At 34.0% G+C, this 26,066-nt stretch carries 26 protein-coding genes and 1 pseudogene; 22 read left to right on the forward strand and 5 right to left on the reverse strand.

Annotation, left to right across the window (positions count from 1 at the left end; all coding sequences use genetic code 11):
- Positions 1–220 precede the first annotated feature (220 nt).
- From ACFVT8_RS04925 to ACFVT8_RS04975, 11 genes and pseudogenes are all read left to right on the forward strand, one after another.
- Positions 221–883 (forward strand): response regulator transcription factor, encoded by a 663-nt coding sequence (locus tag ACFVT8_RS04925; RefSeq protein ID WP_387081655.1) that lies wholly within the window; start codon positions 221–223, stop codon positions 881–883.
- The gene (locus tag ACFVT8_RS04930; RefSeq protein WP_387081653.1) at positions 876–2,330 is read left to right on the forward strand and encodes a HAMP domain-containing sensor histidine kinase; all 1,455 of its coding nucleotides are present in this window, start codon (positions 876–878) and stop codon (positions 2,328–2,330) included. Before ACFVT8_RS04925 ends, ACFVT8_RS04930 begins: the two co-directional genes overlap by 8 nt.
- A 529-nt stretch (positions 2,331–2,859) precedes the next feature.
- Positions 2,860–3,357, forward strand: coding sequence for a S4 domain-containing protein (locus ACFVT8_RS04935; protein ID WP_387081651.1), 498 nt, complete (start codon positions 2,860–2,862; stop codon positions 3,355–3,357).
- 497 nt (positions 3,358–3,854) lie between these two features.
- Positions 3,855–4,715: a hypothetical protein gene (locus ACFVT8_RS04940; RefSeq protein WP_387081650.1), complete on the forward strand. Its 861-nt coding sequence runs from the start codon at positions 3,855–3,857 to the stop codon at positions 4,713–4,715.
- 361 nt (positions 4,716–5,076) lie between these two features.
- The gene (locus tag ACFVT8_RS04945) at positions 5,077–5,748 is read left to right on the forward strand and encodes a lipoprotein BA_5634 family protein (protein WP_387081648.1); all 672 of its coding nucleotides are present in this window, start codon (positions 5,077–5,079) and stop codon (positions 5,746–5,748) included.
- Between the two features lie 76 nt (positions 5,749–5,824).
- Positions 5,825–6,532: an ABC transporter ATP-binding protein gene (locus ACFVT8_RS04950; protein ID WP_387081647.1), complete on the forward strand. Its 708-nt coding sequence runs from the start codon at positions 5,825–5,827 to the stop codon at positions 6,530–6,532.
- A 2-nt stretch (positions 6,533–6,534) separates the two neighbouring features.
- On the forward strand, positions 6,535–8,514 hold the full coding sequence (locus ACFVT8_RS04955; protein WP_387081646.1) for an ABC transporter permease: 1,980 nt from the start codon (positions 6,535–6,537) through the stop codon (positions 8,512–8,514).
- Between the two features lie 85 nt (positions 8,515–8,599).
- Positions 8,600–9,298, forward strand: a complete 699-nt coding sequence (locus ACFVT8_RS04960) for a response regulator transcription factor (RefSeq protein WP_387081645.1) — start codon at positions 8,600–8,602, stop codon at positions 9,296–9,298.
- A gap of 1 nt (position 9,299) precedes the next feature.
- Complete coding sequence (locus ACFVT8_RS04965; protein ID WP_387081643.1) at positions 9,300–10,535, forward strand: sensor histidine kinase; 1,236 nt, start codon at positions 9,300–9,302, stop codon at positions 10,533–10,535.
- A gap of 202 nt (positions 10,536–10,737) precedes the next feature.
- Positions 10,738–11,339: pseudogene (fic, locus tag ACFVT8_RS04970) on the forward strand (protein adenylyltransferase Fic).
- Between the two features lie 439 nt (positions 11,340–11,778).
- Entirely contained in the window at positions 11,779–12,765 is a 987-nt protein-coding gene (locus tag ACFVT8_RS04975) for a DUF418 domain-containing protein (RefSeq protein WP_387224234.1), read from the forward strand.
- Positions 12,766–13,247: 482 nt separating this feature from the next.
- Here ACFVT8_RS04975 and ACFVT8_RS04980 read toward each other — a convergent pair whose 3' ends face one another.
- The gene (locus ACFVT8_RS04980; RefSeq protein ID WP_387081640.1) at positions 13,248–14,288 is read right to left on the reverse strand and encodes a flavin-containing monooxygenase; all 1,041 of its coding nucleotides are present in this window, start codon (positions 14,286–14,288) and stop codon (positions 13,248–13,250) included.
- Between the two features lie 263 nt (positions 14,289–14,551).
- Between ACFVT8_RS04980 and ACFVT8_RS04985 the strand changes: the two genes are divergently transcribed.
- Genes ACFVT8_RS04985 through ACFVT8_RS05000 form a run of 4 tightly spaced genes read left to right on the forward strand, consistent with a single transcriptional unit; the run spans position 14,552 to position 16,930 of the window.
- Positions 14,552–15,211 (forward strand): stalk domain-containing protein, encoded by a 660-nt coding sequence (locus ACFVT8_RS04985; RefSeq protein WP_387081638.1) that lies wholly within the window; start codon positions 14,552–14,554, stop codon positions 15,209–15,211.
- Positions 15,212–15,222: 11 nt separating this feature from the next.
- Positions 15,223–15,465 carry a hypothetical protein gene (locus tag ACFVT8_RS04990; protein ID WP_387081637.1) on the forward strand — a complete coding sequence of 81 codons (243 nt, stop codon included), beginning with the start codon at positions 15,223–15,225 and terminating at the stop codon, positions 15,463–15,465.
- A 13-nt stretch (positions 15,466–15,478) separates the two neighbouring features.
- Complete coding sequence (locus tag ACFVT8_RS04995; protein WP_387081636.1) at positions 15,479–16,378, forward strand: FAD:protein FMN transferase; 900 nt, start codon at positions 15,479–15,481, stop codon at positions 16,376–16,378.
- Complete coding sequence (locus tag ACFVT8_RS05000; protein ID WP_387081634.1) at positions 16,379–16,930, forward strand: ferric reductase-like transmembrane domain-containing protein; 552 nt, start codon at positions 16,379–16,381, stop codon at positions 16,928–16,930.
- A gap of 55 nt (positions 16,931–16,985) precedes the next feature.
- Here the strand turns inward: ACFVT8_RS05000 and ACFVT8_RS05005 are convergent, their stop codons facing one another.
- A complete protein-coding gene (locus ACFVT8_RS05005; RefSeq protein WP_387081633.1) occupies positions 16,986–18,221 on the reverse strand; it encodes a sensor histidine kinase in 1,236 nt (411 codons plus the stop codon).
- Positions 18,221–18,892 (reverse strand): response regulator transcription factor, encoded by a 672-nt coding sequence (locus tag ACFVT8_RS05010; RefSeq protein ID WP_387081631.1) that lies wholly within the window; start codon positions 18,890–18,892, stop codon positions 18,221–18,223. The genes ACFVT8_RS05005 and ACFVT8_RS05010 overlap by 1 nt, the downstream gene beginning before the upstream one ends.
- A gap of 151 nt (positions 18,893–19,043) precedes the next feature.
- Between ACFVT8_RS05010 and ACFVT8_RS05015 the strand changes: the two genes are divergently transcribed.
- The gene (locus ACFVT8_RS05015) at positions 19,044–19,934 is read left to right on the forward strand and encodes a DMT family transporter (protein ID WP_387081629.1); all 891 of its coding nucleotides are present in this window, start codon (positions 19,044–19,046) and stop codon (positions 19,932–19,934) included.
- 36 nt (positions 19,935–19,970) lie between these two features.
- Here the strand turns inward: ACFVT8_RS05015 and ACFVT8_RS05020 are convergent, their stop codons facing one another.
- On the reverse strand, positions 19,971–20,657 hold the full coding sequence (locus tag ACFVT8_RS05020) for an ArsR/SmtB family transcription factor (protein ID WP_387081627.1): 687 nt from the start codon (positions 20,655–20,657) through the stop codon (positions 19,971–19,973).
- Positions 20,658–20,748: 91 nt separating this feature from the next.
- On the opposite strand from ACFVT8_RS05020, the gene ACFVT8_RS05025 reads away from it, so the two are divergent.
- The 6 genes from ACFVT8_RS05025 to ACFVT8_RS05050 all read left to right on the forward strand — a co-directional run bounded on the left by ACFVT8_RS05025 (position 20,749) and on the right by ACFVT8_RS05050 (position 24,535).
- Positions 20,749–21,057: an antibiotic biosynthesis monooxygenase family protein gene (locus tag ACFVT8_RS05025; RefSeq protein ID WP_387081625.1), complete on the forward strand. Its 309-nt coding sequence runs from the start codon at positions 20,749–20,751 to the stop codon at positions 21,055–21,057.
- Positions 21,058–21,092: 35 nt separating this feature from the next.
- On the forward strand, positions 21,093–21,929 hold the full coding sequence (locus tag ACFVT8_RS05030; RefSeq protein WP_387081624.1) for a CbrC family protein: 837 nt from the start codon (positions 21,093–21,095) through the stop codon (positions 21,927–21,929).
- Between the two features lie 34 nt (positions 21,930–21,963).
- Positions 21,964–23,070, forward strand: coding sequence for a PA2928 family protein (locus ACFVT8_RS05035; protein ID WP_387081622.1), 1,107 nt, complete (start codon positions 21,964–21,966; stop codon positions 23,068–23,070).
- Positions 23,071–23,207: 137 nt separating this feature from the next.
- Positions 23,208–23,519 carry a PadR family transcriptional regulator gene (locus ACFVT8_RS05040; RefSeq protein ID WP_387081620.1) on the forward strand — a complete coding sequence of 104 codons (312 nt, stop codon included), beginning with the start codon at positions 23,208–23,210 and terminating at the stop codon, positions 23,517–23,519.
- A gap of 5 nt (positions 23,520–23,524) precedes the next feature.
- The gene (locus tag ACFVT8_RS05045) at positions 23,525–24,070 is read left to right on the forward strand and encodes a DUF2812 domain-containing protein (RefSeq protein WP_387081618.1); all 546 of its coding nucleotides are present in this window, start codon (positions 23,525–23,527) and stop codon (positions 24,068–24,070) included.
- Between the two features lie 285 nt (positions 24,071–24,355).
- Positions 24,356–24,535 carry a hypothetical protein gene (locus ACFVT8_RS05050; protein ID WP_387081617.1) on the forward strand — a complete coding sequence of 60 codons (180 nt, stop codon included), beginning with the start codon at positions 24,356–24,358 and terminating at the stop codon, positions 24,533–24,535.
- A 229-nt stretch (positions 24,536–24,764) separates the two neighbouring features.
- Here ACFVT8_RS05050 and ACFVT8_RS05055 read toward each other — a convergent pair whose 3' ends face one another.
- Complete coding sequence (locus tag ACFVT8_RS05055; protein WP_387081615.1) at positions 24,765–26,045, reverse strand: Na+/H+ antiporter NhaC family protein; 1,281 nt, start codon at positions 26,043–26,045, stop codon at positions 24,765–24,767.
- Positions 26,046–26,066 lie beyond the last annotated feature (21 nt).

The raw sequence follows: 26,066 nt of genomic DNA on the forward strand, positions 1-26,066 counted from the left end.
TGGTATCTGTGTGGAGATATTGAGGTGTTTATGTAGAGAAGTTAAAACCAAGAGCTCTTCTTCCAGTCGATTTTGCTAATCTCATTGATGTTACAAAACAAAGTTCGTAAAGGACCTCCATTTTTGTAAATGAGATTTTCTAATATAATTTTAAAAGGTGAGGTATCTTCACATAAACTACAAATTGAACGGTTATAATGGCAACGAGGGGGATCTATCAATGAACTATCGCATTCTTGTAGTAGAAGATGATTTAGAAATTCAAGAATTAATTAAACAATTTTTAATGACACAAAATTATTCTATCGAGGTTGCATCAGATGGGTTAGAGGGAATGAAACGATTTAATACTCAAGCCTTTGATTTAATACTTCTTGATGTAATGATGCCAAATCTTAACGGATTTGAAGTTGCCAAAATGATTCGCAGTGAATCAAGTATACCGATTATTTTGTTAACCGCTTTAGAAGAGGAACAAGATCAAATGAAAGGTTTTGATCTAGGGATTGACGATTATATAACAAAACCATTTTCATTTCATGTGTTGATTAGACGAGTACAAGCGGTTCTAAGAAGAAGTTATTGTAATAATAAGGAGAATCATTTAAGTTTTAATGAACTAAATGTCGATCGTGATGGATATAAAGCTTATGTAAATAAAATTGAAGTACCATTAACAACAAAAGAATTCGAAATTCTACAACTACTACTTCAGAATGAAAAAAAAGTGCTTACTAGAGAAATCATCATTGAAAAAATTTGGGGATATGATTATGCAGGAGAAACACGAATGATTGATACACATATAAAAAATTTAAGAAAAAAATTAAATATACCCTACATTAAAACAGTAAAGGGTATTGGATACAAAATCGATGAGTAGGATTGTCAACATCATGAAGATGAAAAAAATAACCTATAAACTCTTTATGATCACTTCTCTAATATTGTTATCTTTTGCAGTCTTGATTTATTTAACTTTATACTTTTTCCTTCCAACATTTTATGAACAATATAAAACCAATCAGCTACAATCAGGAATCGAGGAAATAATCCATAATTCTAAGAATATAACATTAAAAAATGCGATACCGCTTTTTGACGACTATAGCAAAAATAACAATGCCTTCATTTACCTACAAACTAAAGAAGGAACTATTATCTATTCGCCTAATTTTTTGCAAGGAATTACGCAACCAGCGAATACTTCTGCAAAAATTGCAATACAGTATGAAGAAACTCTTAGGAATTCATATTTTGTTACTTTGCCGATTCAATTTCTAGATGAAGATAATTTAACGGTTACTGTATTCGCGACATTTCAACCTATTGATGAAGCATCGCAGGTTTTAGTACGTTTTCTACCTTTTATAAGTATTATTGTAGTAGTTATTGGATTGGGGAGTGCCTATTTATATTCAAGGTTCATTACAAAACCTCTCATATACATTAATGAGGGCGCGCAAAAGATGGCGAACCTGGATTTTTCCGAAAACATTATAGTTCGTTCAAATGACGAATTAGAGGAACTATCCAATAGCTTGAATGAAATGTCGAATAATTTGCAACAAACAATGCAAGATCTACAAAAAGCAAATGAGCAATTAAAAGGTGATATTGAAAGAGAGAGAAAAATCGAAACGAAACGTAGAGAATTTTTCGCAACTGCTGCACATGAATTGAAAACTCCTCTCACTGTAATGAAGGGATATTTAGAAGGGATGATTTATAATATCGGTCCTTATCAAAATCGTGACTTCTATTTAGAGAAAAACCACGAAATAATCGAAAGAATGGAGCAATTGGTTCGAGAAATTTTGAGTATGTCTAAACTAGAACAAGATACCTTTAAACTACAATTGGAAGAAGTGAATCTTTTTGAATTATTTGATGCAATAACGAAAGATCTCGGTTTTTTTGCATCTCAAAAGGACATTCAGATAATTGCACAAATTTCTCATTACTTGAATGTACGTACTGATCGTGATTTATTAGAAAAGGCCTTTAAAAACATAATTCATAATGCAATTACGTATTCACCACAAGGAGAAACAGTCATTATAGAGGTAACTGATCTTTCCAAAGAAAGTCAGATTGAAATAAAAGTGATTAATACAGGTGTAAAAATTAAAGAAGAAGAAATCCAACAATTATTCGAGCCATTTTATCGAATCGAAAAGTCAAGAAATCGAAATACAGGTGGAAGTGGGCTAGGTTTATTTATTGTAAAACAAATTTTTGAATCCCTATCTATTACCTATTCAATAAGTAATATCGAAAATGGCGTTCAATTTTTAGTTCATATACCTCGTTTAGATTGTAATGGTTAAAATGTAAAAAAGAGGAATTTTATGTCAACATAATTAGGTGCTGAACTACTTCATTAGACAATGGAAACAATAAAAATGTTTTAAAAGGCTTGAGCCCTAATTCTAATGGACTTAAGCCTTTTAATCGTTTCCTGGTGGCGATAAGGAAGGCAAGTGGTGGTAGTTTATGTTAGAGCCTTAAGTAATTGATAACGAAATAGGGTATTCCATTTGTATTAGAGTGTAATTATATGGTAATGTAGGATAAATCTATTTGGATAGAAAGGATACAGGGAAACACGTATGCCAACATTTACTTTGTAATGATCAATAAATTGGATAGCATTGCCCTCAAAAAAACAATGTTTTTTTCAAGGGGGTAGTATGCCCATTTTTCTCATTACAAAGGATCCGAGCAACCCTGTAGTCTCAATGCTCAGGAGGTCCTTGTTTAGGATCTCCTTTTTTATTTATCCAATAAATTTTACATTGTACTACGAGATATCCAAATAGATGCTTGCGTACCTTTATCTTAAGAGGTGAAGGATTAATGTTAAATATTACATTCCGCTGGAAGCTTTCTCAAATACCTGAACGAGTTGTCAAGAAGCACTGTAAAATGTGTGGGAAATTATCTGATTTTACGGATACAAATGTACGAAGACATAACGCAAACGGAAAAAATATATACCAATATGCAATATATAAATGCGAGAAAAATCATACGTGGAACAAAAAGCTAGCTATTTATAAATCGTTCTCGGAGCATGTTGCTGAAGTTGAGGAACGGAAAGAAGAATCTTCAATATTATCAACGATTCCGATACTCAGTTTAGCAGAACAAGGAATAAAGGTGATACACATTGTATTAGATGATGTGATAGGACAACATCGAATGGATAAAGTGCTTGCAAACCAAATTGAGGGTTGGAGTCGATCACAGATCATAAAGAAAATTGAAAATGGAGCGATCCAATTAAATAATCAAGTCACTAAACCTGGTTTAAGATTGTCAAAGGGCGAACATATTTCTATTTTCATTGACTAAATAAATTACTTGCGAGGTCGTAACATGGTGAAGGGAAAAATTCCCTACATGTTTGCGACCTTTTTGTTTGAGGGAGGGAAAACTCAAATGATATCATTACGGGGGAGAACAGCCCCAACCACCTCAATAAAGGTAAGCCGTAATTCTCTATTCTTACGTAAAATTAAGAATAGAACAATAAATAGTAGTTAGACAATAGTCATTCACCTGTAAAGGGAAACCAGTCTATAATTCAGACATCAAGGTATAAGAGGGGAAATCAAATGAAAAAATTATTGGTTAAGCTTTAACTACTTTCAGTAACTAAAGAACTCCATAACTTTATGGTAGTATTGAATAACCTTAATTTGGATTTTTTTGAAAAACGATGAAACTTATGGTGGTTATTCTCGTCTACTAACCGAATCATAATTTTAGGAGGTAAATATGTGGATTAGAATAAAAACTAACAACTTTAGTTGATTAAGGATAAGAAAAAAATAAAGGGGTCCAATGCCATGAAAAAAATACTTTTCATCTTCATGCTTTTAAGTTTCAGTATAATAAGTGCATGCTCTGATAAAGAAGAACCTGTGCCGAACAAATCGCAAGAAGAACAACAATCTAATACACCGAATAAGTCACAAGAAGAACAATCTAACGTGCCAAACAAGCCAAATGAAGAAGAGCACCAATCACATGAAAATCAACAGGAACCGCCCGAAACAAATAAAGGAAACACAGTAGCATCTAATACACAGGCTGGGGCACTAAAAAATATTAAGGAACAGCTTAAAACTAATTTACCTATCATTTTACCAAAAGAGCTTCCGATAACAAAAGGTACATTTTTAACTGCAACAACAAAGGCAGAAGCTAACCAAGTTGAAGTATTATTTTATGAAAGTAAAGAGAATTTGCCAATCAATGATAGGAAGCTTAAAAATTCACAAACAGCTACGATTATTGCAAGACTAGTAGTAAAGCAATATCCGAATGTTAAAGAAGCAAATGAGCAAATTTCATATCAGAACTTTAGTCAAAATGGTGGTCAAAAGGTTGATCTTGGCTATAATATTAAAGGTTATCAGGATGCTGGAGCTGGTTCGTTATGGACTGGTTGGAATGAGGGAAGATGGGCATTAGCGACACATACACGAACAGACAATCCGGATGCAGGTTTGAAGCTTGCTAAACAGGCAGTCCAATTTTTAGAAGCACATATGCTTCCTATTCCAAAACAAAATGGTTTTGCGCGCTTAGATGTTTATAAATCAGGAAATATAATTGTTTGGCAGGACGAAAAACTTGTCTATACACTTGATTCAATCAAAGAGCCGCTAAAAGCACTTGAAATTGCCGCAACTTTTTACCATTAACGAATTCTAATTAGAAGGATGCTGTAATCCGCTTAATTATTCAGAAAACCCTGTTAATAAGAAATGAAGTCTATTTATAAAAATTTAATAAAACTCCATTTTGATAAATTTTTTTCAAAATGGAGTTTTTTCATTTACCGTTTGGTTATTAGTAATGCTTTGAAACCGCTTAAGGATGTTAGTATTCAATCTTAATTCCTCCTGTACAAAATAAATACATTTTCTAATATACATAGAAACTATTTATTCTCTATTCTTACTAATGAGTAAGAATAGAGAATAAATAGTTAGACAACAGTTATTCAAATATAAAAAATAACTAGTCTATAATTTAGACATCAAGTAATTAAGGAGAAATAAAGTGAAAAAAATTATAGGCTTAGTTTTAGTTATCGCCATTTTTATTGGTATAGGATTTGGAGTAAAACGTTTTATTGAAGGGCCACCACAATCAGCCAATGGAATTTTAGTGATCGGTACAGAAAAAGAAGTAAATACAGTTAAGCAGTTGTATAAAAATAAAACTAAACAAACAGTTGACTACAAAATGAAGTTTATAGTAACAAAAAAAGGTGAATCAAATTTAAAGTATGCAGTTATTAACAAAACTACTGCTGAACAATTAGTTAAGAAAGGCATTATTAGAGCAAGAAAAGATCCAAACAGTGTGTCTATCATTTCAGAACCGGTTCATGAAATTAAAGAATTATCCGGTTCACTGAATTTATTCTATTCTTTTAGCGATGGGGATTTGGAATTTCACCAATTAGATTTGAATGGACAAATGATACCTGTACATTATGTTAAACATCAAGCGTGGATCGGATATATTCCCATGGATCTTGTTATTCTAAATGAACATACTTATGATGAATTAGCTGATTCAGAGTCGATTCTCACATTGTTTCAGTTAAATAGTGGTAGTAAATTCGATTATAAAGATAAAGAAAAGACAAACCAAATGTTCAAAGAAATAGAGAACGTCTATCCAGATAGCGAAGACAAAGTAAATTTTGTAGACATAGAAGATTGAGTTTTAACTTCTTTCAGTAAGTGTTATTGGTAGCGACATTGCCGAGGCATAATTGATTGATGAGAGGATGGGTCATATGGAAGTTGTAAGAATGGAAAATGTAGTGAAAAGTTATGGTGAAGGTAATAATAGAGTAGATGCATTAAAAGGGATCGATCTTTCTATTCAGCAAGGTGAGTTTGTCTCAATTGTCGGTGCTTCTGGTTCTGGAAAAAGTACACTACTACATATTTTAGGTGGATTGGATCACCCTAGCTCTGGAAAGGTATTCATTGGGGGAAATGATATTTATAAATATACTGATGATGAGCTTTCCATTTTCAGAAGGAGAAAAGTCGGGTTTATTTTTCAATTCTTTAATTTGATACCAGTGTTAAATGTCCAGGAAAATATTGCTTTACCTACATTATTAGATAGTGAATCTATAGATATGGAGTATCTAAATGAAATTGTTAATATTCTAGGGCTTCAAGAACGTATGAATCACTTGCCTTCCGAACTATCTGGAGGGCAACAGCAACGGGTTTCAATTGGCAGGGCGCTTATTAATCGTCCGCATTTAATTCTTGCTGATGAGCCCACTGGTAATTTGGATACTCGAAATACGCAAGAAGTTATGGATTTATTAAGATTCACGGCAAAAAAATATAATCAAACTATTGTAATGATTACGCACGATCTCACGATAGCATCAGCTTCGGATCGGATCATCACTATACAAGACGGTAAAATCATTTCTGATCAGCGGTTGACTGAGAAAAAGTCACAGACTGGAGGACAATGATTTTGATTAATAGTTATCAGCAATTAGGTAGCAGGTATTTAAAAAAGAATATGAAACGTACCATTTTGACCTTGGTTGGAATCATACTCTCTGTAGCGTTAATTTCAACGATTGGCCTCTTTATGAAAGGATCACAACTTACCCAAATTGAGAATACCAAGAAGATAAGCGGAGTTTCTTTTCATGTTGGTATTTCAGATTACGATAAAGAGCTTTTAAATAAAATCAAATATAATCCCCAAATTGAATCGGTTGGTTTAATGACTCAGGGAGACATCGTTCCAATTGGAGATGTTTCTGTGCAAATGAATTTCGCCGATCATCACGCTATGAAATTTTTAACCTATAGCCTACTTGATGGCAAATTACCAACCAATGACCATGAGGCAGCTGTTGATTCCTGGGTACTTCCTTATATAAAAAAGGATCTTCAAATAGGTGATTCATTTGAACTGGATGGAACAACATATCAACTGGTTGGTTTGTTGAATAATAGTGAGTTTACACAGAAAAATAAAGAGGGCCGATTATTAACATATAAAAGTAAGTTTTCTATTGGAGAAGGAAGGATATTAATTGAAATTAACGAGAAAGCCAACTTTAACGAGGTTTTAGACGAACTAAAATCAATGACTGAAGACAATAACATTGATATTAATACTCATTTGATTCAAGCTTTGAAACCGGAATCGGATCAATCACTCCTGGCCATTCTTGTTATAGTTGTTAGTATAGTTGTCATTTCTACAATTGTTGTCATTTATAACGCTTTTCAAATCAGTGTCGTAGAGCGGATGAAGCAGTTTGGTTTGTTAAGAAGCATCGGTGCTACGCGAAAGCAAATTAGGCAAATTGTTATGAAAGAAGCTGTTGTACTGTCCGTCATTGCGATACCAATTGGGATTGTATGCAGCTTATTGGCACTTGCTATTCTTCAAACCACTTTCTTGATTGTATTAGAAGATGGTCAGGATATTTCGATATTCAATATCGATTGGAAGATCATATTAATCAGTTCTCTTCTTACCCTGATAGCTGTTTTAGCGTCTAGTTATTATCCTGCTTTTTTTGCAGGAAAAATATCTCCATTGCTAGCAATTAGCAGCAGACTGTCAATAAAAAAAGAGGCAATCAAAAAACAAAAAAATACCGTTTTGAGAAAGCCTGTATCTTTCCCATTGAGCATGGCTTTGAAAAATGTAAAAAGAAATAAAAATCGTTATATCGTTACTATTTTATCAATTATTATAAGCGGTGTATTGTTTATTACTTTTTCATCGTTGATGGATATCGCATTTTCATCAAAATTGATGAACGATTCTTCTACTAAATCGGATCTTACAATCTATTTGCAAAATGACAATCAAGATTCTTCTGAGAACTTTCAAATTATTGATCGGATAAAGTTGATTCAAAATATCTCCGAAGTTTACGAACAGGAGTCCAGTTTTAAAATTAAATTGGAGGATACTACCCAATCTCTCGTGACTGTTGAGGACATCCAGAAGACTATTGGACATAAACACTCCATTACAGTGGTTAATCACTTTGAAGAGAATAAAGTCAAAAAGGAATCCGTTCTCGTGACCAAAATTCTTGTCTATGCTTTTATTGTGGTCATTGCTTTAATTGGTAGTTTAAATATCCTCAATACGATTACTATAAGCATCATGATTAGACGAAAAGAACTGGCTGCATTAAAATCCATAGGCATGTCCCAAAGGGATTTGAAAAAAATGATTATCTATGAAGCACTGATTTACGGTTTTTTTGGCAGCTTGCAGGGCATTTTCTTCGGCTGTATACTTTCATATATTATTTATTTGGCTGCTTCCGGTGTCTTGAAGGTTGCATGGACGATTCCCTATGAGGCTTGTTTCATTACGTTTGCTGCTGCTTTGTTCATTAGTTATTTATCTGTTTTGCTACCGCTCCGAAGAATTCATCAGGAGAATATTATAGATACGATAAGAGAAGAATAATACTAAAGGCCTGTCTATTTATAGTCAGGCTATTCTGATTTGGGACTAACTGCTAATATAGAGTGAGAGGAAGGAGAGGATGTAATTGAATAAAATATTGCTGGTTGAAGATGATGAGGCTCTTGGTTTAGCCATTGAGTTTTCATTGAAAAATGAAGGTTATGAGGTGATTAGAGCCTCAAGTGTAAAAGAAGCAAAAAACCAGTTTGATCACAATATTTTTAAGTTGGCTATATTAGATATCAACCTTCCAGATGGCAATGGCTATGATCTATGTCTGCACTTTAAAAAACAAAACGATGCCATGTCTATCATTTTTTTAACCGCTCTTGATGAAGAAGCAAATGTAGTAATGGGGCTAGATATTGGTGGGGACGATTATATGACAAAACCTTTTCGAGTTAGAGAACTTATGTCGAGAGTAAGAGTGCAATTGCGTAAACAAACTAAGCTAGAAGAAGCTTCATTGATTTTAACATCTGAGAATATCAAAATTGATATGAACCAAGTCAAAGTTTATAAAAATCAAGAAATTGTCCCATTAACGAATTTAGAATATAAGCTTCTGTTAACTTTTATGCAAAATGCTTACAAAGTATTAAAACGGGATGAAATTCTTCAGAAAATCACAGAAGGTGATGAAGTTTTCTTTGATGAAAATACGTTATCTGTATATATAATGCGTTTAAGAGACAAAATTGAAGATAACCCAAAAAACCCACAATTTATCATCACCCAAAGAGGATTAGGATATCGTTGGGATAAGGATGTGTGCAGGCAGTAACATGATAAAAAATAACGAGATAAAAGGCTATATGATCGTATTGTCAGCATTGTTTTTTCTATTTATGATCTATCAGTATATGACTCATCAACTATTTTACGATCATTTAAAAAGGGATTCTATTACAACCTGGGGGGAAATTACCGCCAGATTGGTTGAACAAAACCCTGAGAATGAAGCAGAAATTATAAAAGTCTTAACAAGCAATTCTTCTGATGCCAATGAGTATCAGGAAAAAGGGAGAGAAATCTTTAGACAATACGGATTATATGAAGATTTGGAGACAGAGCTCTTTCCACTTTTAAATAACCATATTTACAGCCATAATCAATCAATTTTTTGGGGATTGATTTTTTTTGGATGTCTATTGTTTTTGGCAAACTACATACAATACACAATTTTCTTCAATAAAATCAAACAACTTATTTTGACTGCAAAAAAAATAATCGAAGGGGATTACTCGGTTACAATAAACGAAAATAAAGAAGGGAATATTGCTAAACTAGTGGTTTCATTACGTTCAATGAAAGACATTATTAGAAAAAGCATGAGTGATTTGCTTGAAGAAAAGAAGTTTTTAGGTCAAATATTACAAGACATATCGCATCAATTAAAAACACCACTTTCGACTATATCCATCTACAATGAATTGTTATTGAATGAAGACTTGCCCCGTCAGCAGCAAGTTCAATTATTGCAAAATAATGAAGTTCAAATTAGCAGAATGAATGTCTTGATTCAAAACTTGTTAAAAGTAGCGAAAATTGATGCGAGAGCTATTTCATTTGATAAAGAACCTTTAAACTTTGTGGACACCATTAATGAAGTTTTGAATCATTTGGAAACGATGATCAATGAAAAGGAATTGTCAATCGACTGGGACGAGCCGGAGGAAATAGTAGTTGTCCACGATAAATTATGGATGCAAGAAGCTCTGGTGAACTTGCTAAAGAATGCGATTGAGCATTCCAAACAGGGTGATAAAATTACACTTCAACTAAAAGATACACCCATTTTTACAGAACTTGTGATTCAAGACTTTGGAGAGGGAATTGCAGTTGAGGAATTGCCACATATCTTTAATCGATTCTACAAAAGTAGTTCTAAAAAACATGATTCTACAGGGATTGGCTTGGCGTTAACAAAAGCAATTATTGAAGCGCATCAAGCCTTAATAAAAGTTGAAAGTGAGAAAAATGTTTATACAAAATTTACGATTACCTTCATGAAATTTTAGCATGAATGAGTATACTTACAATAATCTCATAGGTAGTTTTCGTTTTTAGTACTATAGCTGGTATCTATGCTATTTATGCTATAATCAAAAACAATCACACTATGAAATATTTCTTATGGATTGCTATATTGTAGGCAGTCATAATTTACTTATACTTTTCTAGAAAGTGCAAAAATTAAAAAGACTTAAGGGGAGTATGACGATGCTTGAAAATATATTAGGTATCACAAACCATCTTGAATTGAATCGAACAGAGGAACGGTTTTCGAAGAAGAAAGCTAAAGAGTTATACGATTCAGGGAAAATAAATAGCTTAGAAGTAGGCACTTTCAAGGGGCTTTCTGAAATTCATCACCATCTATTTGAGGATATTTATTTCTTTGCTGGAAAGGTTCGAGACGTCAATATAGCAAAAGGGAATTTCCGATTTGCTCCAATCATTTATCTTAGAAATCTTTAGAGCATATTGAAACGATGCCACAAACAACTTTTGATGAAATCGTTGAAAAGTATGTTGAAATGAACATCGCTCACCCTTTCAGAGAGGGGAACGGTAGAGCTACTAGAATTTGGCTAGATTTAATCTTTAAAAAAGAACTTCACAGAGTTGTTGATTGGAATAAGATTGATAAGGAAGATTACATGTTGGCGATGGAACGTAGTAAGATTAGAGATGTTGAAATTAAACAATTGCTCCAACAAGCATTAGTAGATGAAATTAATAGCCGTGAAGTTTTCATGACGGGTATTGACATTAGCTACTATTATGAGGGATTTACTGAATATGATATAGAAGATTTATAAAAGAAAGGGCTGAAATTCAGTCCTTTTTTTACTTTTAATAGGGGCAAAAAAGGAGCTAACTAAATAGCTCCTTTTATTTATGTTTAATCGAATAGACACTGGCTTTTTTTACACGGGAACAACCTTGTATTTATTTTTCTTCACTTTCTTAAACACACTTTTAACTGTATCCGACCTCACTATCATCCCACACATGAAGGAATAGGCTTTCCCGTTCGGAAAATCTGTAATTTTACAATTTAGTAAGATTAAATGTCATATTGTAAGAGAACAGTCATTCATTAATCCAAAGAAAACCTTTATGTTTAAAGTAAGAAAAATAAGGAGCACACAAGATGAAAAAAACAGTAGCCTTTTTATGTATTAACGCTCAAAAATATAATTTTATACTAGGAGATTTTGAATGAATAAATTAAATACATATGCAAGAATAGACACTATGGATTATTTACGAGGTTTTGCCTTATTGGGGGTGCTCCTTGTGAATAGCTTTCAGGTTATGAATAATTTGTCCAATTATAATGAATTCCACAATGTATTATTTTCTATATTCAACAGGAAATTTTACCCTGTTTTATTCTTCTTATTTGGATTTGGGTGTTATCTTTTTATGAATCGATCCAAACAAAAAGTAAACAATAGATACCTTTTGTATTTCCGCAGAATCGGTTTTTTATTTGTACTAGGAATAATTCATACATTATATGCACCGCCAGGGATTTACGATGTATTAATGATGTATGCTGTACTTGGCTTGTTTATGGCCATATTTTTTAAACGAAGTAAATGGAACAACTTCATAGTAACAATTATACTAATAGCCTTATCTATCATTACAGCTTTTTATCAACCGTTTTATGGTGAGAGAATAATGTGGTTAGAATTATTATCCAATATAAGTAAATGGTTTGCGCTTATGATGCTTGGTTTTACGATGGGGCAATTTGAATTTTTTGAAAATATCCATGTGAAATTAAAATATATTTCGATCTTTTTAATAGTTAATATTTGTACATACGTATCTTTATTTTATATAAAGATGTCAATCGATATCACTCCTGCAGGAACTGAAATGCTAGAAGATTATATAGTTCCTTTTATGATGATTAGCAGTCTTCTTATTGTTTTACAATGGGATAGAGCAAAAATGATATTATCTCCATTAAAATTTTATGGGCAAATGTCTTTAACAAATTATCTTGCGCAGAGTGCCTTACTAATTGTATTTAGCTTCATAATTAGTATTACACCTATTCATTCATTGATAGTGTGCTTCATAATCCATGCTGTTTTAATTACTTTTAGTATAGTATGGTTAAAGTATTTTAATATGGGACCCGTTGAACTGTTATTACGATGCTTCACTTATTGGGTTAAAGTTCCGAATAAGAAAAAAATCATTAAAGAAAGTTTTAATGAAGCTTGATTTACCTAATAAATGAAAAATTTGATTTTACTTGGCTACCAACTAAATATATTCAATAGATTCTTTAAAATGATAGTATTAAAGGGTCACTAGATAAATGTGACCCTAAAGATTCAGTCTTTTGTTCTATTTGTATGAACCAATGCAACCATTTTAAAAATTTCTTTTCTGTATTAGTAAGGCATTCAGTTCATTCGCCTCTTTTTTAGTCTTAATAAGTGCTATGATCCAAGCAAACAAAATTAGAGTAATAAAAAATCACCAAGAATCTGCACTTAGAAAATGATCAGTCCACTTGTTATGTAAAGATATAGAAAAGACTACTAGAAACATCATGATAAAAATGGATTGCTAAAGAAAACAAATTGTTCATTTTTTTATGTCAAAAATGATTGTAAAAATACCTGCGCAAGCTGGGATTATTAACACATAATAATAATGGACAAGCAATTATCAATTACGTCAATGCGAAATTGAAAAACTTAAATCATCTTTTTCAGAACTGAATATAAAAACTCAGCATCTTTTCCAACTCCACAAATAAGCGCCGATCCTCTTTGATGTTGCCATGGTAATCCAATATAATATAACCCTTGTGTTGGACTTACACCTCTTTTATGAAGAGGAAAACCATTTGCATCTAAAATTCCCTTTATGTCTATCCATTTGTAGTCAGGAACAAATCCTGTTGACCAAATAATATTTTGCACATTTCTTTTACTATGATCGCTAAAAGTTATTTCTCTTCCTTGTGTTTGTATGACTCTTGGTTTAATATTAATTTTCTCCTTACGAATCAGATGCTTTAATTCAAGGCCAAAAATAGGGTCACTTTGTTTTCGGAACCATGATCCGCGCCTTGTATCAGTCCCTGCATATAAGAGACCAAGCTTTTCTAACCAGTAAAAAATGCTTTTGCCTATAATACTAAGTGGTAAAAATTTAAATGAATGGCTAATAGCAATGGTTACTTCACGATTTTCTGCAAGTTCAGTCGCAATTTGGGTACCAGAATTTCCTCCTCCAATCACTAGAACAGGACCATCTGGAATCATCTCCGGTGATTGATACTGGGAAGAATGAATTTGAAACACCTCTTGTGAAAGACTTTGGGAAATTGAAGGAATGAACGGTTTCTGAAAAGCACCAGATGCGATAATAACATGTTTGGAATGAAATATCCCCTTATCAGTAGTGACTTCAAATGTATTCTTTATTTTTTGTACTTTATGTACAGTTGTCTCCATTTTTATCGGTAACAAAAAACGGTTAGCATATGCTTCAAGATAATCCGCGATTTCATCTTTTGTAGGCAATGCGTTTTTATCTCCTTCTAATCTCATCCCTGGCAGTGAACTATATGATTTAGGTGTAAATAGAATCAAGGAATCATACCTTTTTCTCCATGTATCTCCGATTCTTTTTTCTCCATCAAGTATTACAAAATTACAGCCTCCTTGTTGCAAATAATACCCCATACTTAATCCAGCTTGCCCAGCACCAATCACAATAACATCTAACATCTCTTCATCTCCATTTCTTATTTTAAGGATAATATATGAATATATGAACAATTATTCATATATTATCGTTCATTATATCAATTCCTTCATGTACGTCAAGTAGTTTGTATCAATTGTTGTCGGAATTTTCAAGATGTTTTTTTCTGGCAGAGGAATCTGTCCGTAGAAATGGCTTTTTATTGTATGTAAAAATTTGTTTGAAAAATTCAGCCTTATATCATTTTTGAAACCTACAATGAAGTCAAAGGAAAGGAGTAGTGAAGATGAAGATGAAAAAAATTAGTCTTGTTGCAGTTCTCATATTGGCAGGTTTTATAACGAATGACGTAGTCGTACATGCAGATGATCACGAACATGAAGATAAAAAACATGAAAAGTATAAAGAATATAAGGACTATAAAGACGACGATCATGATGACGATGATGACGATGAGAAATATTACTATGACGATGAAGAGGAAGGTGAAACTTATTACTTTCAAGACGTTGTAAGTGCAAAAGGTACTTGGAATATTTGGACACGAACAATTGCTGCAGATAAAGAAGTTTTACCTTTTACAAGCTCTCAAAAAGTCACGTTAAAGGTAGAAGGTACAAATAAGGAGCTAAACTTTTTTATTGTACCAAAAGACGGGGAATTTTTTGTACCTGGAAAAGCTGTGGCACAGGTTCTAGGAGCAAAAGCAACCTTTTATAAAGAAAGTAAAATTTTAGATATCCAAGATCAAGCAAATGAATTGATTTACCGAGCTGGAACTAACGTTGTTTATGATAACAATGTGAAAACACCATCTCCTGCACAAGTATTTTACATGAATGAAGAATTATATGTACCGATTAGTACAATAACGAATGGCTTAGGCTATATAGCAGAGTGGCAAGAAAATAATCAAACATTTGTCTGCCAACCAATTACGAATTAGGGGGAAGCACTATGAAAGATCCGAAAAAGGCAAAATGGGTATTAGGGGCGTCAGGGATACTTTTATCTGCAACGATACTAACCCAAATTAACAGTCCAACAGAAGCCGAAACTACACGTACAAATAATATTCAGGAAGTAGATCAGAAAAATATGACGAAGAAAGAAAAAGAACTAGCTCAGCTGGATTGGACAAACTTTGAAATTACAAGTCAGCCTGCTGTCAAAAGCGAGCGCAAAACGAAAAGAACTTAATGGAGTTGGTCGTGTGGATACACTAACTGTGAAAATAATGAATACTGAATTTTATATAGCTATGCCAAAAGGTGTTCATTTCGTATGGAAAGAAAAAGCTGAGAAATGGCTACAATACGTAGCAAAAGAATGGTCAAGATTTCAATCAAATAATGAATTATCACAACTAAATGATTTAAAAGTTGGAGAAACGCTACGCATTAGTTCGTTACTATATGATTGTTTAATACAAGCGGATCAATATTATCAACTTTCTAATGGTTTGTTTTCACCGTATCTTAAACGCCAACTAGAACAGCATGGCTACAATCAATCTTTCCCATTTGCTGCAGCTAAAAGTAAGGCATTTCAAAACAAGCCTCTGATTGCAGAACAACCATTTCAATTTCTAGGCGATGAACAAGTAATGAAGGTAGCACAGCAGGAAATTGATTTAGGTGGATTTGCCAAAGGGTATGCCATTGAAAAATTGGCGAATTGGCTTGAAGAAGAAGTATCTTCCGATTACGGACTAATAGACGGGGGAGGGGATATGAAAATGTGGTCTTCGGGGGACAAGACTTGGACAATCGGTGTTGCAGATGCCTTCGATATCGATAAGGAAATTAGCTCGATTAAGATGAAAACTGGTGCCGTCGCTACATCCAATCGAGTTTATCGAAGCTGGATGCAAGGAACGATGAAGAAACATCATTTATTAGACGGACAAACAGGTGAAATTGCAAATACTGAAGTATTACAAGCTTCAGTCGTAACATCTTCTTTATGTGATGCAGAAGTTGGTGCAAAGCTGTGCTTTCTTATGGATGACCCTGAATTGCAGCAATGGTTCGAAAATAATTGTCAACAAAGTGCCCGCTTCATTGTTAAAGAAGGGCAAGCAGCAAAATGGAGAATGACGGGGGTGAAATAAATGATCATCAGTACGTGGGAATGGATTCGATTATTAGGGTTTTTAGCGTATTTCTACTTTACAATTTCCATTATATTTGGTTTGTTGAGAAAATCATCATTTGTAAAATCACATAAAAATTTAATTTATCATATACATCAAAATGCGGGATGGCTAGGGTTAATGACCGTAATCGCACATATGTTAGTGCTTTTAATCGATCATTATGAGCCTTATAGCATAGCAGAGATTTTAATTCCTTTCTCAGCAAAATATCAGTCTCTACCATCGGCACTTGGAATAATAGCATTTTATTTATTTTTAATGGTAATCATGACTTCGGATTTATGGATTCGAACAATGAATCGCAACTTATGGAAAAAACTTCACTTTCTTGTGTTACCAGCATGGGCATTATCACTTGCTCATGGAGTACTAATTGGAACGGATACAGAAAATACTTTGATCATCATGTTTTATGTAGTTTCTGCAGGGGTTACTATGTTAGTACTGATTGCGAGAACAATAAGCCAGTTCATGAAAAAAGTAACTATATCAACGTCACAACAATAATTAAGAAGAAGCGGGGCTGTTTTAAAAGCCCCGCTTTCTTTATGTTGAACACTATTTATATTGGGAATTCAATATGAAATGTAGTGCCGTTATCTACTTTACTAGTCGCATAAATTTTCCCCTCATGCTGCTCCACTATTGCTTTTGCTATGGCCAGGCCTAAGCCAGTGCCATTTCGTTGACGAGCAGCATCACTTCGGTAAAATCTCTCAAACACTAAAGGCAATTCCTGTGCAGTCATACCAATGCCACTATCAGCAACAGTAATTTTTATAGAGTCTTTATTTTTTAAAAGCTTCAGCGTTATTGAACCACTATTTGTATATCTTATCGCATTGTCTAAAAGAATATAGAGCATCTCTTGTATCTTTGAAGCATCACCAAGCAGCTCGATTTTTTCTTGGATTTCAGTAGAAAACTGGATTTCAGGAGGCATAATCCTTTGGAATTTCGAGCTCACTTTTTGGAGTAAAGTTGATAACGGTATGGTTTCTTTTTGAATGGAAACCTGCTGCTGATCGTGTCGTGCTAAGAACAGAAGTTTCTCTATGAGCTCTTTCATTATTTCAGCCTCATCTTTTAAATCCGTAATTAATTCCTTTCCAAAAGGGCTTAATTGCTTTGCTTCCTCTACTTCTAAAATTTCAAGTGAACTATAAAAAATACTTAATGGTGTTCGTAATTCATGAGATGCATCGGATACGAATTTTTTTTGTTTATCGAACGACCATTGAATAGGTACCATCGCTTTACCAGCCATATAATAAGCCAGTAGACCGATTAAGACCGTTGAAATACAAGTTAATAATGTTAGTAAATACTTTGTCATTTGGAAAAAATGATGCTGTGACGTCACAGATTTACCAACGAAAATATAGCCTGCTACAGTATCATCGTTGTAAATTGGCTTTTTCAAAATAAGAAAATGCTCTTCTTGCCATTCATAATGCTGTACGAGTTCCTCATTAGGATTCCTATTGCCAAACGCTTTTTCAATCTGATTCTTCAGATCCTTGTAAGATTCATCACCATGGACAAACTTATGATCCTTTGTGTAAATATAGTAAAAAAAACTACGATTTGGGTCATAACTTAAAGTTTTAGTGTCTGCATGAACATGTTCAAAGAAATCATGCTCCTGCTTACCATAAAAGTCTTCTAATTCGTTTATTTGTTGATTTTCCATTAATTTTACGAGGGAAAAGTATAGAACAATAACGAATAGTGAAAATAGCAAAAAGTAAAGCGTTGCATACAAAATAGATAATTTCTTTTTCGTTTTCTGAAACATTAGTCTTCCCTCAGTTTATAGCCAATCCCTCTAACATTTTGAATCCGTGATTTGGATTGACCATCATCAATTTTTTTTCGAACAAGCTTGACTAAAGCATCTAAAGAATTATTCGAAACATCGTAATCGTAGCCCCAAATATAAATACAAATTTGTTCTCTAGTTAATACACGACCTTTATTGATAAATAAATACTCCAAAAGTAAAAATTCATTTTTAGTTAGATCAATACTTTCATTATTGTACAAAAATACACGAGAATCTACATTCAGCTGTAATTGATCGATCTGAATGACCTGTTCTATCACCTTATCTTTTCTTCGTAGTAATGCGCGAACCCTTGCTAACAATTCTTCTATTTTAAATGGTTTCACTATGTAATCATCTGCGCCACTATCAAGTCCCTTAATAATTTCCTCTGTATCGTCCTTCGCGGTTAGCATTAAAATACTACCGTTAAATCCAGTGTTTCGTAGCTGCTGGCACACTTGAATTCCACTAAGATGCGGCATCATCCAATCTAAAATAACAAGATCGTATTGCTCTGTTAGCGTATGGTCTAGCGCTTCCTGGCCATTCTCAGCTTCTGTTACATTGTGATATTCCTTCTTTAAAATATGAACGATATTTCTTTTTAATCGTGCATCATCTTCTGCTAGTAATATTTTCAAGGCAGCTTCCTCCTAGTACCTATATTTAACTAAGTATACGCATTAAAAATGAAATGAAACTGAAAAACATTATATGTATTCCATACTTCGATAAGAGTTGAAGTTTTTCCTATCTATAATGTCCTTAAATATAGAAATAGGGGGACAAATAATGAATATTTATAAATTTTCAACATTGTTAGTTTTAACGACATTTTTAATGGGATCTTCATTTGCCATTGTTAAATTGGGTTTACCTTTTGCATCTCCACTGTTATTGGCGGCACTACGTTTTATACTAGCAGGGATATTGATGGCTGTCATTGTGATAGCGTTAAAAAGACCTCATCCAACTTCAAAAGAAGGCTGGATAAAAATTTTATCGATTGGAGCATTTCAAACTGCGGGTGTAATGGGCTGTATTTTTTTAAGCTTACGGACAATTACAGCAAGTGAATCCTCGATTCTAACATTTACGAATCCTTTGCTTGTAGTTATATTCGCTACAATATTTACTAAAGCGCGTTATCAATTGTATCAATGGTGTGGTGTTTTCTTAGGGTTAATTGGTGTTATTATTACAATGGGTATACATATTGAAGGGAGAATCGGTATTCTTTTTGGTATTCTTTCAGCTGTTTTTTGGGCAATTTCGACACTGCTGGCTAAAAAATGGGGTGTTTTATTTGATACATGGGTGCTATCAGCCTATCAAATGCTTTTTGGTGGTTTACTACTTTTATTGGCAAGTTTCATATTAGAACAACCATTTTTTACTGTAAATGTTCATTCGGTATTCATTTTATTATGGCTTAGCATTTTCTCGTCAATTGTTCAATTTGCCGGCTGGTATTATCTTTTACAAAATAGTGATCCTGGAAAAACGAGTGCCTTTTTGTTTTTAGCTCCTTTTTTCGGCGTGATAACAGGCTGGATACTATTAAATGAATCATTAAAACCATCGTTAGTCGTAGGAGGGTTGTTTATCATTGCTGGTATTTATTTAGTGAACCGTAACTTTACGGCTAGTGCAAAAAAAATATCCGCGGAGAGTCGAGTATAGACTGTCCGCGGAAAGAAGGCAGAGCCCTGTGTTAATTTATACATCTAATTGAAAAACTTCTTTAAAGCCAGCTCTTCCTTTTTCAGTCACTTTAATGGCACGAATAGACGGGACACGAGTCAGCCAACCCAAACTTAATAAATGTGTAAGTATCCCTTGACCAAGAGAACCGGCTAGATGATAACGTCGTTCACTCCAATCCAAACATGCATGGGAAAATGATCGACGCTTTCTTTTTAAATCATCTAAATCAAGACCGAAATCTGTAAAAAATTGTGCGCCTTTAGATGTTATGAGAAATTCTTTTTCCTCTAGTTGTAAATAACCAGCGTTAACCAATGATTCTGTTAATTGAACACCTAGTTTACCAGCTAAATGGTCATAGCAAGTTCTTGCACCTTGTAATAATTTCATTTGGCTAGATTGTTTTAAAGAGCGAACTTTAGGTGGTGGAGAAATCGCTAGGAAGGATTCTAGTAAATGAGCAATTTCTTCGTCTGCTAATTGAAAATATCGATGACGGCCTTGTTTCTCTACTTTCACAAGTTTGCCTTCTACTAACTTTGCAAGATGAAAGCTAGCAGTCTGAGGTTTTATGGCTGCCATATAAGCTAATTCACTGGCAGTATGAAAACGACCATCCATCATACTAGCAAGCATTGTAGCTCTTGACGTTTCTCCAAGAAGCGAAGCGATTTCAGCCATGTTTGGATTAATACTCATTTGTCACAATCCTTTCTGCATTCCACATTTCGATATTCGTAAAAGTATTTATCGTTTACAATAATACATATTAGGGAGGGAGTAAATAGATATGGACACATATTATGCCGTAATTTTTACATCGCAAAGAACAGACGAGGATGGAGAAGGCTATGCCAAGATGGCAGAAGTGATGGACGAACTAGCAAAAAATCAGCCTGGTTTTCTCCGTGTAGAAAGTGCTAGAAATGCTGAAGGGAAGGGCATCACTGTATCCTATTGGGAATCACTAGAGTCTATTCAAGCATGGAAAGAAAATTCAAAACATCTGGTCGCACAGCAATTCGGAAGAGAAAAATGGTACATGCAATATAATGTGGAAATTTGTACGGTCTTAAAAGAGTATTCTTTTAAAATGTAATTAAATCGATTATTTCAATTAGAAGGTGTTAAAATATGACTACGTTTATCTTAGAAGAATGGCATGAACAAAGAAGAAATTTCAATCCTTCTGATCCAGTTAGTATTAATAAAATGCATGAGTTCAAGGAAAAAATGAAACTTCAAGAGCATACTGAAGGAAATTTAAGGATAATTATAGACATCTACTGTATGCTTAGAATGTATTCAGAGGCATATAAAATTTTCACTTCAGTTATGGATTTAGAGAACAAGAAAGATCAGAAAAAATTTGGATCAATAAAATATTACGTAGATAATCCGAATTGTGTGAAGCCTTTATATCCTTGTGAAATAAAAGAGGATATAACAATTAAAACGGTAATACCTAAATTTAAATATTTGCCAGCTCCATTAAAATCTAAAATCTTTGAAGCGGGAGAAGTTGTAACATGTGATTGCTGCGAACAGGAAGTAGATGTTTATTATACTGGAGGTATTTACGCAATTGAAGAGGTTGAATATCTCTGTCCTACATGTATACATAGTGGTGCAGCTGCAAAAAAATACGACGGTTCTTTCCAGCAGGACTTACTTAATGATGAGAATGTTATAAATTCCAGTTTTACTAAGGAAGTAATGTGTAGAACACCTGGTTTTATTAGTTGGCAAGGTAATAATTGGATGGCTCATTGCTCAGATTATTGTGCATTTATTGGCTATGTTGGCTGGAGTGAATTAGTAGAGCTAGGCATTACAGAACAGTTTGGAAATTATACTGGTTTTTCTTCTGAGGAGTTGTCAAAAACATTAGTGAATAATGGGCATCATCAAGGGTATTTATTTCAATGCTTAGAATGTGGTCGTTATGTTCTTTACTCTGATTTTAGCTAATTGTGAAAACAGGTATATCTGAGGAGGAGGAGAATTGGACATTTTTTTTCAACGATATATTGATTCGTGGCGCTTTACTGGTTGGCTTGTCCACGATATCTTTTTAGGCATTGTCATCGGCGTTGGGCTTTTATTAGTATTGTATGTTTTGTTCAAACGCCGACTCAATCTAGCTCTTGTCATAGCTTTTATCCTGTACGCTTTTTTAGGTAATCTTTTGATGATTGCTTTTGGTTTAGCTGGTCGAAGCTTCCCAATCAATTCCGAATCTCCTATTTATACAGATGATGCACAGAAAATTGCTGTCCAAATGGTTGAAGGATCTGAAAATAATGGTACAGGTAATGGCATTACGCAAATTATTTCACATCATCAAATTATTGCAATTAATTTGCAAACAGGTGAAAAACAGTGGACGAAATCTTCTTCGAGTAAAGAGACATTAATTGGTTATTTTATGGGGGGACTTCTTGTTCATCATCGTGACGGTGAATACGGGAAACTTTCATTATTAGATATGACAACAGGAAAAGAAAAGCTCTCTGAAAAAGAATTTACGGAAAAGCATAGACAGTTAATAGATATTTTAGATATAGGTTCTCACAATATAGTTTTATTGGAGAATAATCTTTATTTAGAGGGTGTTGATGGGAAATTTTATCGCTTCGATGGCAAGAAATTAACTGAAGATAACAAAGCTGAAAAATATCTTTCTACAAAATTTTTTATAGAATCCGATATTCCAGGTTATTTTGCTTCGCACAATCAACCGTTGGATGATTATGATGAGGTTCGAGAATTTAGTAGCAATGTGTTAGCTGAACCTTCTATTCAAGCATATAAAAATCTTGAGCCAGCTGTATTAGATGTTGATTTGCAACAACAAACAGCCATTGTATCTTATCGACAAACGAAGCGAGAAAGTGCAAGCAGCATCGTATTATCATATGATATGAAAAACCATCGCATTATTTGGGAAGAAAATATAGGTGTTGTTAACGCTGAGCAAAAAAATCCTGGCCTTCGTACTTTAGAGAACTACTATGCGATTCAAGCAGGAGATGAGTTTCTGCTGTTAGATAAGGACACAAGAAAAGAAATGTTCAGATATCAGCTACGTTGGAATCGCCCAGTTCGGTGAAAATTAAAGGGCATTGTATTATTTATCCCCACCAAGTAACAACTTGGTGGGGATTTTTTATAGAGTTGCTCGATATATCATAAAATGATATATTATTTAATGATATATCGTTTCGTGATATATTGGAGGTGTAGACAATGAAATCATTAGAGCAGTTAACTGATTCTGTTTTTTATATTATGGCTGCCTTTACGGAGCCTCGACATGGTTATGCGGTCATGAGTTTAATAGAGGAGACAACAAAGGGTACTTTCGTAGTTGGTCCAGCATCCCTTTATACAATTATAAAAAAACTATTGGCTGAACAGCTTATTCAGCTACATGATGATTCGGATTCTCGCAGAAAGGTCTATGTCTTAACGGATAAAGGTCGAGAAGTATTGCTCAAAGATATTGAACGCAGAAAGATCATGATTCAGTTAGCAGAGCAAGGACTACAAAGGGGGTAAAAATAATGAGAAATAAGAGATATATGGCATCTTATGGTTTAGCTTTTTCTGAGGAACGCGATATGAAAAAATTAAGCGAAAAGGCGGCTAAAGGCTGGCATTTAAAAAAATTTCGATTTGCTGGCTATGGGCTAGAGAAGGGTGAACCAGAAGACGTCATTTTTAGTATTGATTATCGTAAATTAGGGAAGGATGAAGAAGAGGAGTATTTTGAGTTATTTGCTTTCGGTGGCTGGACACATGTTTGCTCAAGTGCAGATATGCATATTTTTAAGGCAGGACCAGAAACTACACCTATTTATAGTGACGCCGAGTCTACTGCTGATAAATTAGTGCGTCTTGCAAAGCCTGTAAATCTAGCAGCATCCATTGCTCTTGTTATAACGATGGTTTTGTGGGTATTTATGACATTTACAACTGGGACAATTCAACACATTGCAGAGCAAGGATTCATATATTCTTTTATTTTTACTGTTCCAGCAGTGATGACTTCTGGTGGAGTTTACTATCACATGTGGAAAAACATGAGATTAAAATCCAAACATATATAGAAAACGAGCAGCTGAGAGAATCTACTATTATTTCAAAAAGAAATAATAGTAGATTCTTTTTATTTTACCGATGAAAAGATTTCTAGTGGAACTTTCTACTAAATTTGTTATTATTTATTTCATAAGAGTCTGTCAATTTTTTGTGTAAATGACAATCCACCATTTTCTTTTAGCTCATCATTTTTGGTGTTGAAATAGCTTTGTTCGAAGGAATAATTTTGTTTTTTGAGTTAGTTAACCATTTATAATTTGTCAAACCATATTGATTTATTTGGGGAGGATATTATGATTCAAGGCTCTTGGAGAGCATTGGTATGGATTGGATTATCAGAATTATGTGCATTAAGCTTGTGGTTTAGTGCATCAGTGATTGCACCCGATTTAATTGAAATTTGGAACCTTAGCTCCAATTCAGAAGCTTGGCTTTCAGCTGCTATTCCTATAATACAGAGGATCATTGGTTGAGAGTGGGCCTTTACAATATTAGCGATTAGACCTATTCTTGGAATTGGATTTATGGTCAAATATGGACGTTACGAATCAACTAATGAGAAAGTGCAATTGTAACTTTTAAGTATTGACTCGATCTTAAAAATGAATAGCCCCAAATAAAAAAATCCAATCGTTTTGATTATTTCTTTCAAAACAATTGGATTATTTTAATGGTAAATCAATATCTTTTTAGTGATGAAGCTCAGGCTTTCTTTTCTTTCGGGTATCCGATGAGAATAGCGATGATTCCGCAAATTCCTATAAGGATTGGATAGAAAGAGTATTGCAGCATGCTCACTGGCGAAATTCCAGCTACGCTTGCGGCTGCCAGGAATTGGGCTCCGTATGGCAAAATGCCTTGGATCGTACAGGAGAAAATATCTAAAATACTTGCGGACTTTCTCGGCTCAATCTCATACTGTTCAGCAATATTTTTTGCAAGCGGACCAGCAATTAAAATAGCAATCGTATTATTGGCCGTAGATAAATTTGTTAGACCCACTAAGCCGGCAATACTAAACTCAGCACCTTTTTTCGATTTAATTCTTCGTGTCGCAAGGTGAAGCAGAAAGTCAATTCCTCCATTAAACTTTATAATCTCTACCATGCCAGCTATTAATATTGCAAGGAATGCCATTTCATACATGCCTGACATTCCTTCGCCGATCTTTTGAAAAAGGCCCATTAAATGATAGCTGCCATCTGCTAAGCCAACCGCCCCGGCGAGAACAATCCCAGATGTCAGAACAAGGAAAACATTCATTCCAGCTAACGCTAAAATAATAACCAAAACATAGGGAACAATTTTTATCCAACTATAGCTTAAATGCTCGACTTGTCCCGTTTCACCCATTGTGATAACCCCTAAAATAATACTCGTTACAATTGCTGCTGGCAGCACAATCCAAAAATTCACCTTAAATTTATCCTTCATTTGTGCGCCTTGTGAACGAACGGAAGTAATTGTTGTATCTGAAATAAAGGATAAATTATCGCCAAACATCGAACCGCCAACAATCGCTGCCATTACTAAAGCCATGGAAAGGTCGATGTGCTCGCTTATCCCAACTCCGATTGGCGCCAGTGCAACAATTGTTCCTACCGACGTACCCATTGACAGAGAGATAAAGCAGGCAATGATGAACAGGCCAACGACAAGCAAGTTTGGTGGAACGACCGATAATGCAAAGTTAACAGTGGATTCCACTGCCCCCATGCCTTTTGCTACTTCTGAAAAGGCCCCAGCCAAGAGAAAAATAACAACCATTAGCATGACATTTAAATTGCCTGCGCCTTTACAAAAAATATCAACTTTATGCGAAAATGATTCTTTTCGATTCATCGCCAGAGCCACTGCACCTGAAATGGAAATGGCTACAATGACAGGGAAGGCGTAAAAATCACCTGTAATAACCCCTGAACCAATAAATAAAATCAAAAAAACAACAAATGGGATCAGCGCCCATGGATTCCCTTTCTTCATTGTCCTACCTCCAAAAAATAA

The sequence above is a fragment of the Lysinibacillus sp. NPDC058147 genome, assembly GCF_042884205.1.
Classification (GTDB): Bacteria; Bacillota; Bacilli; order Bacillales_A; family Planococcaceae; genus Lysinibacillus.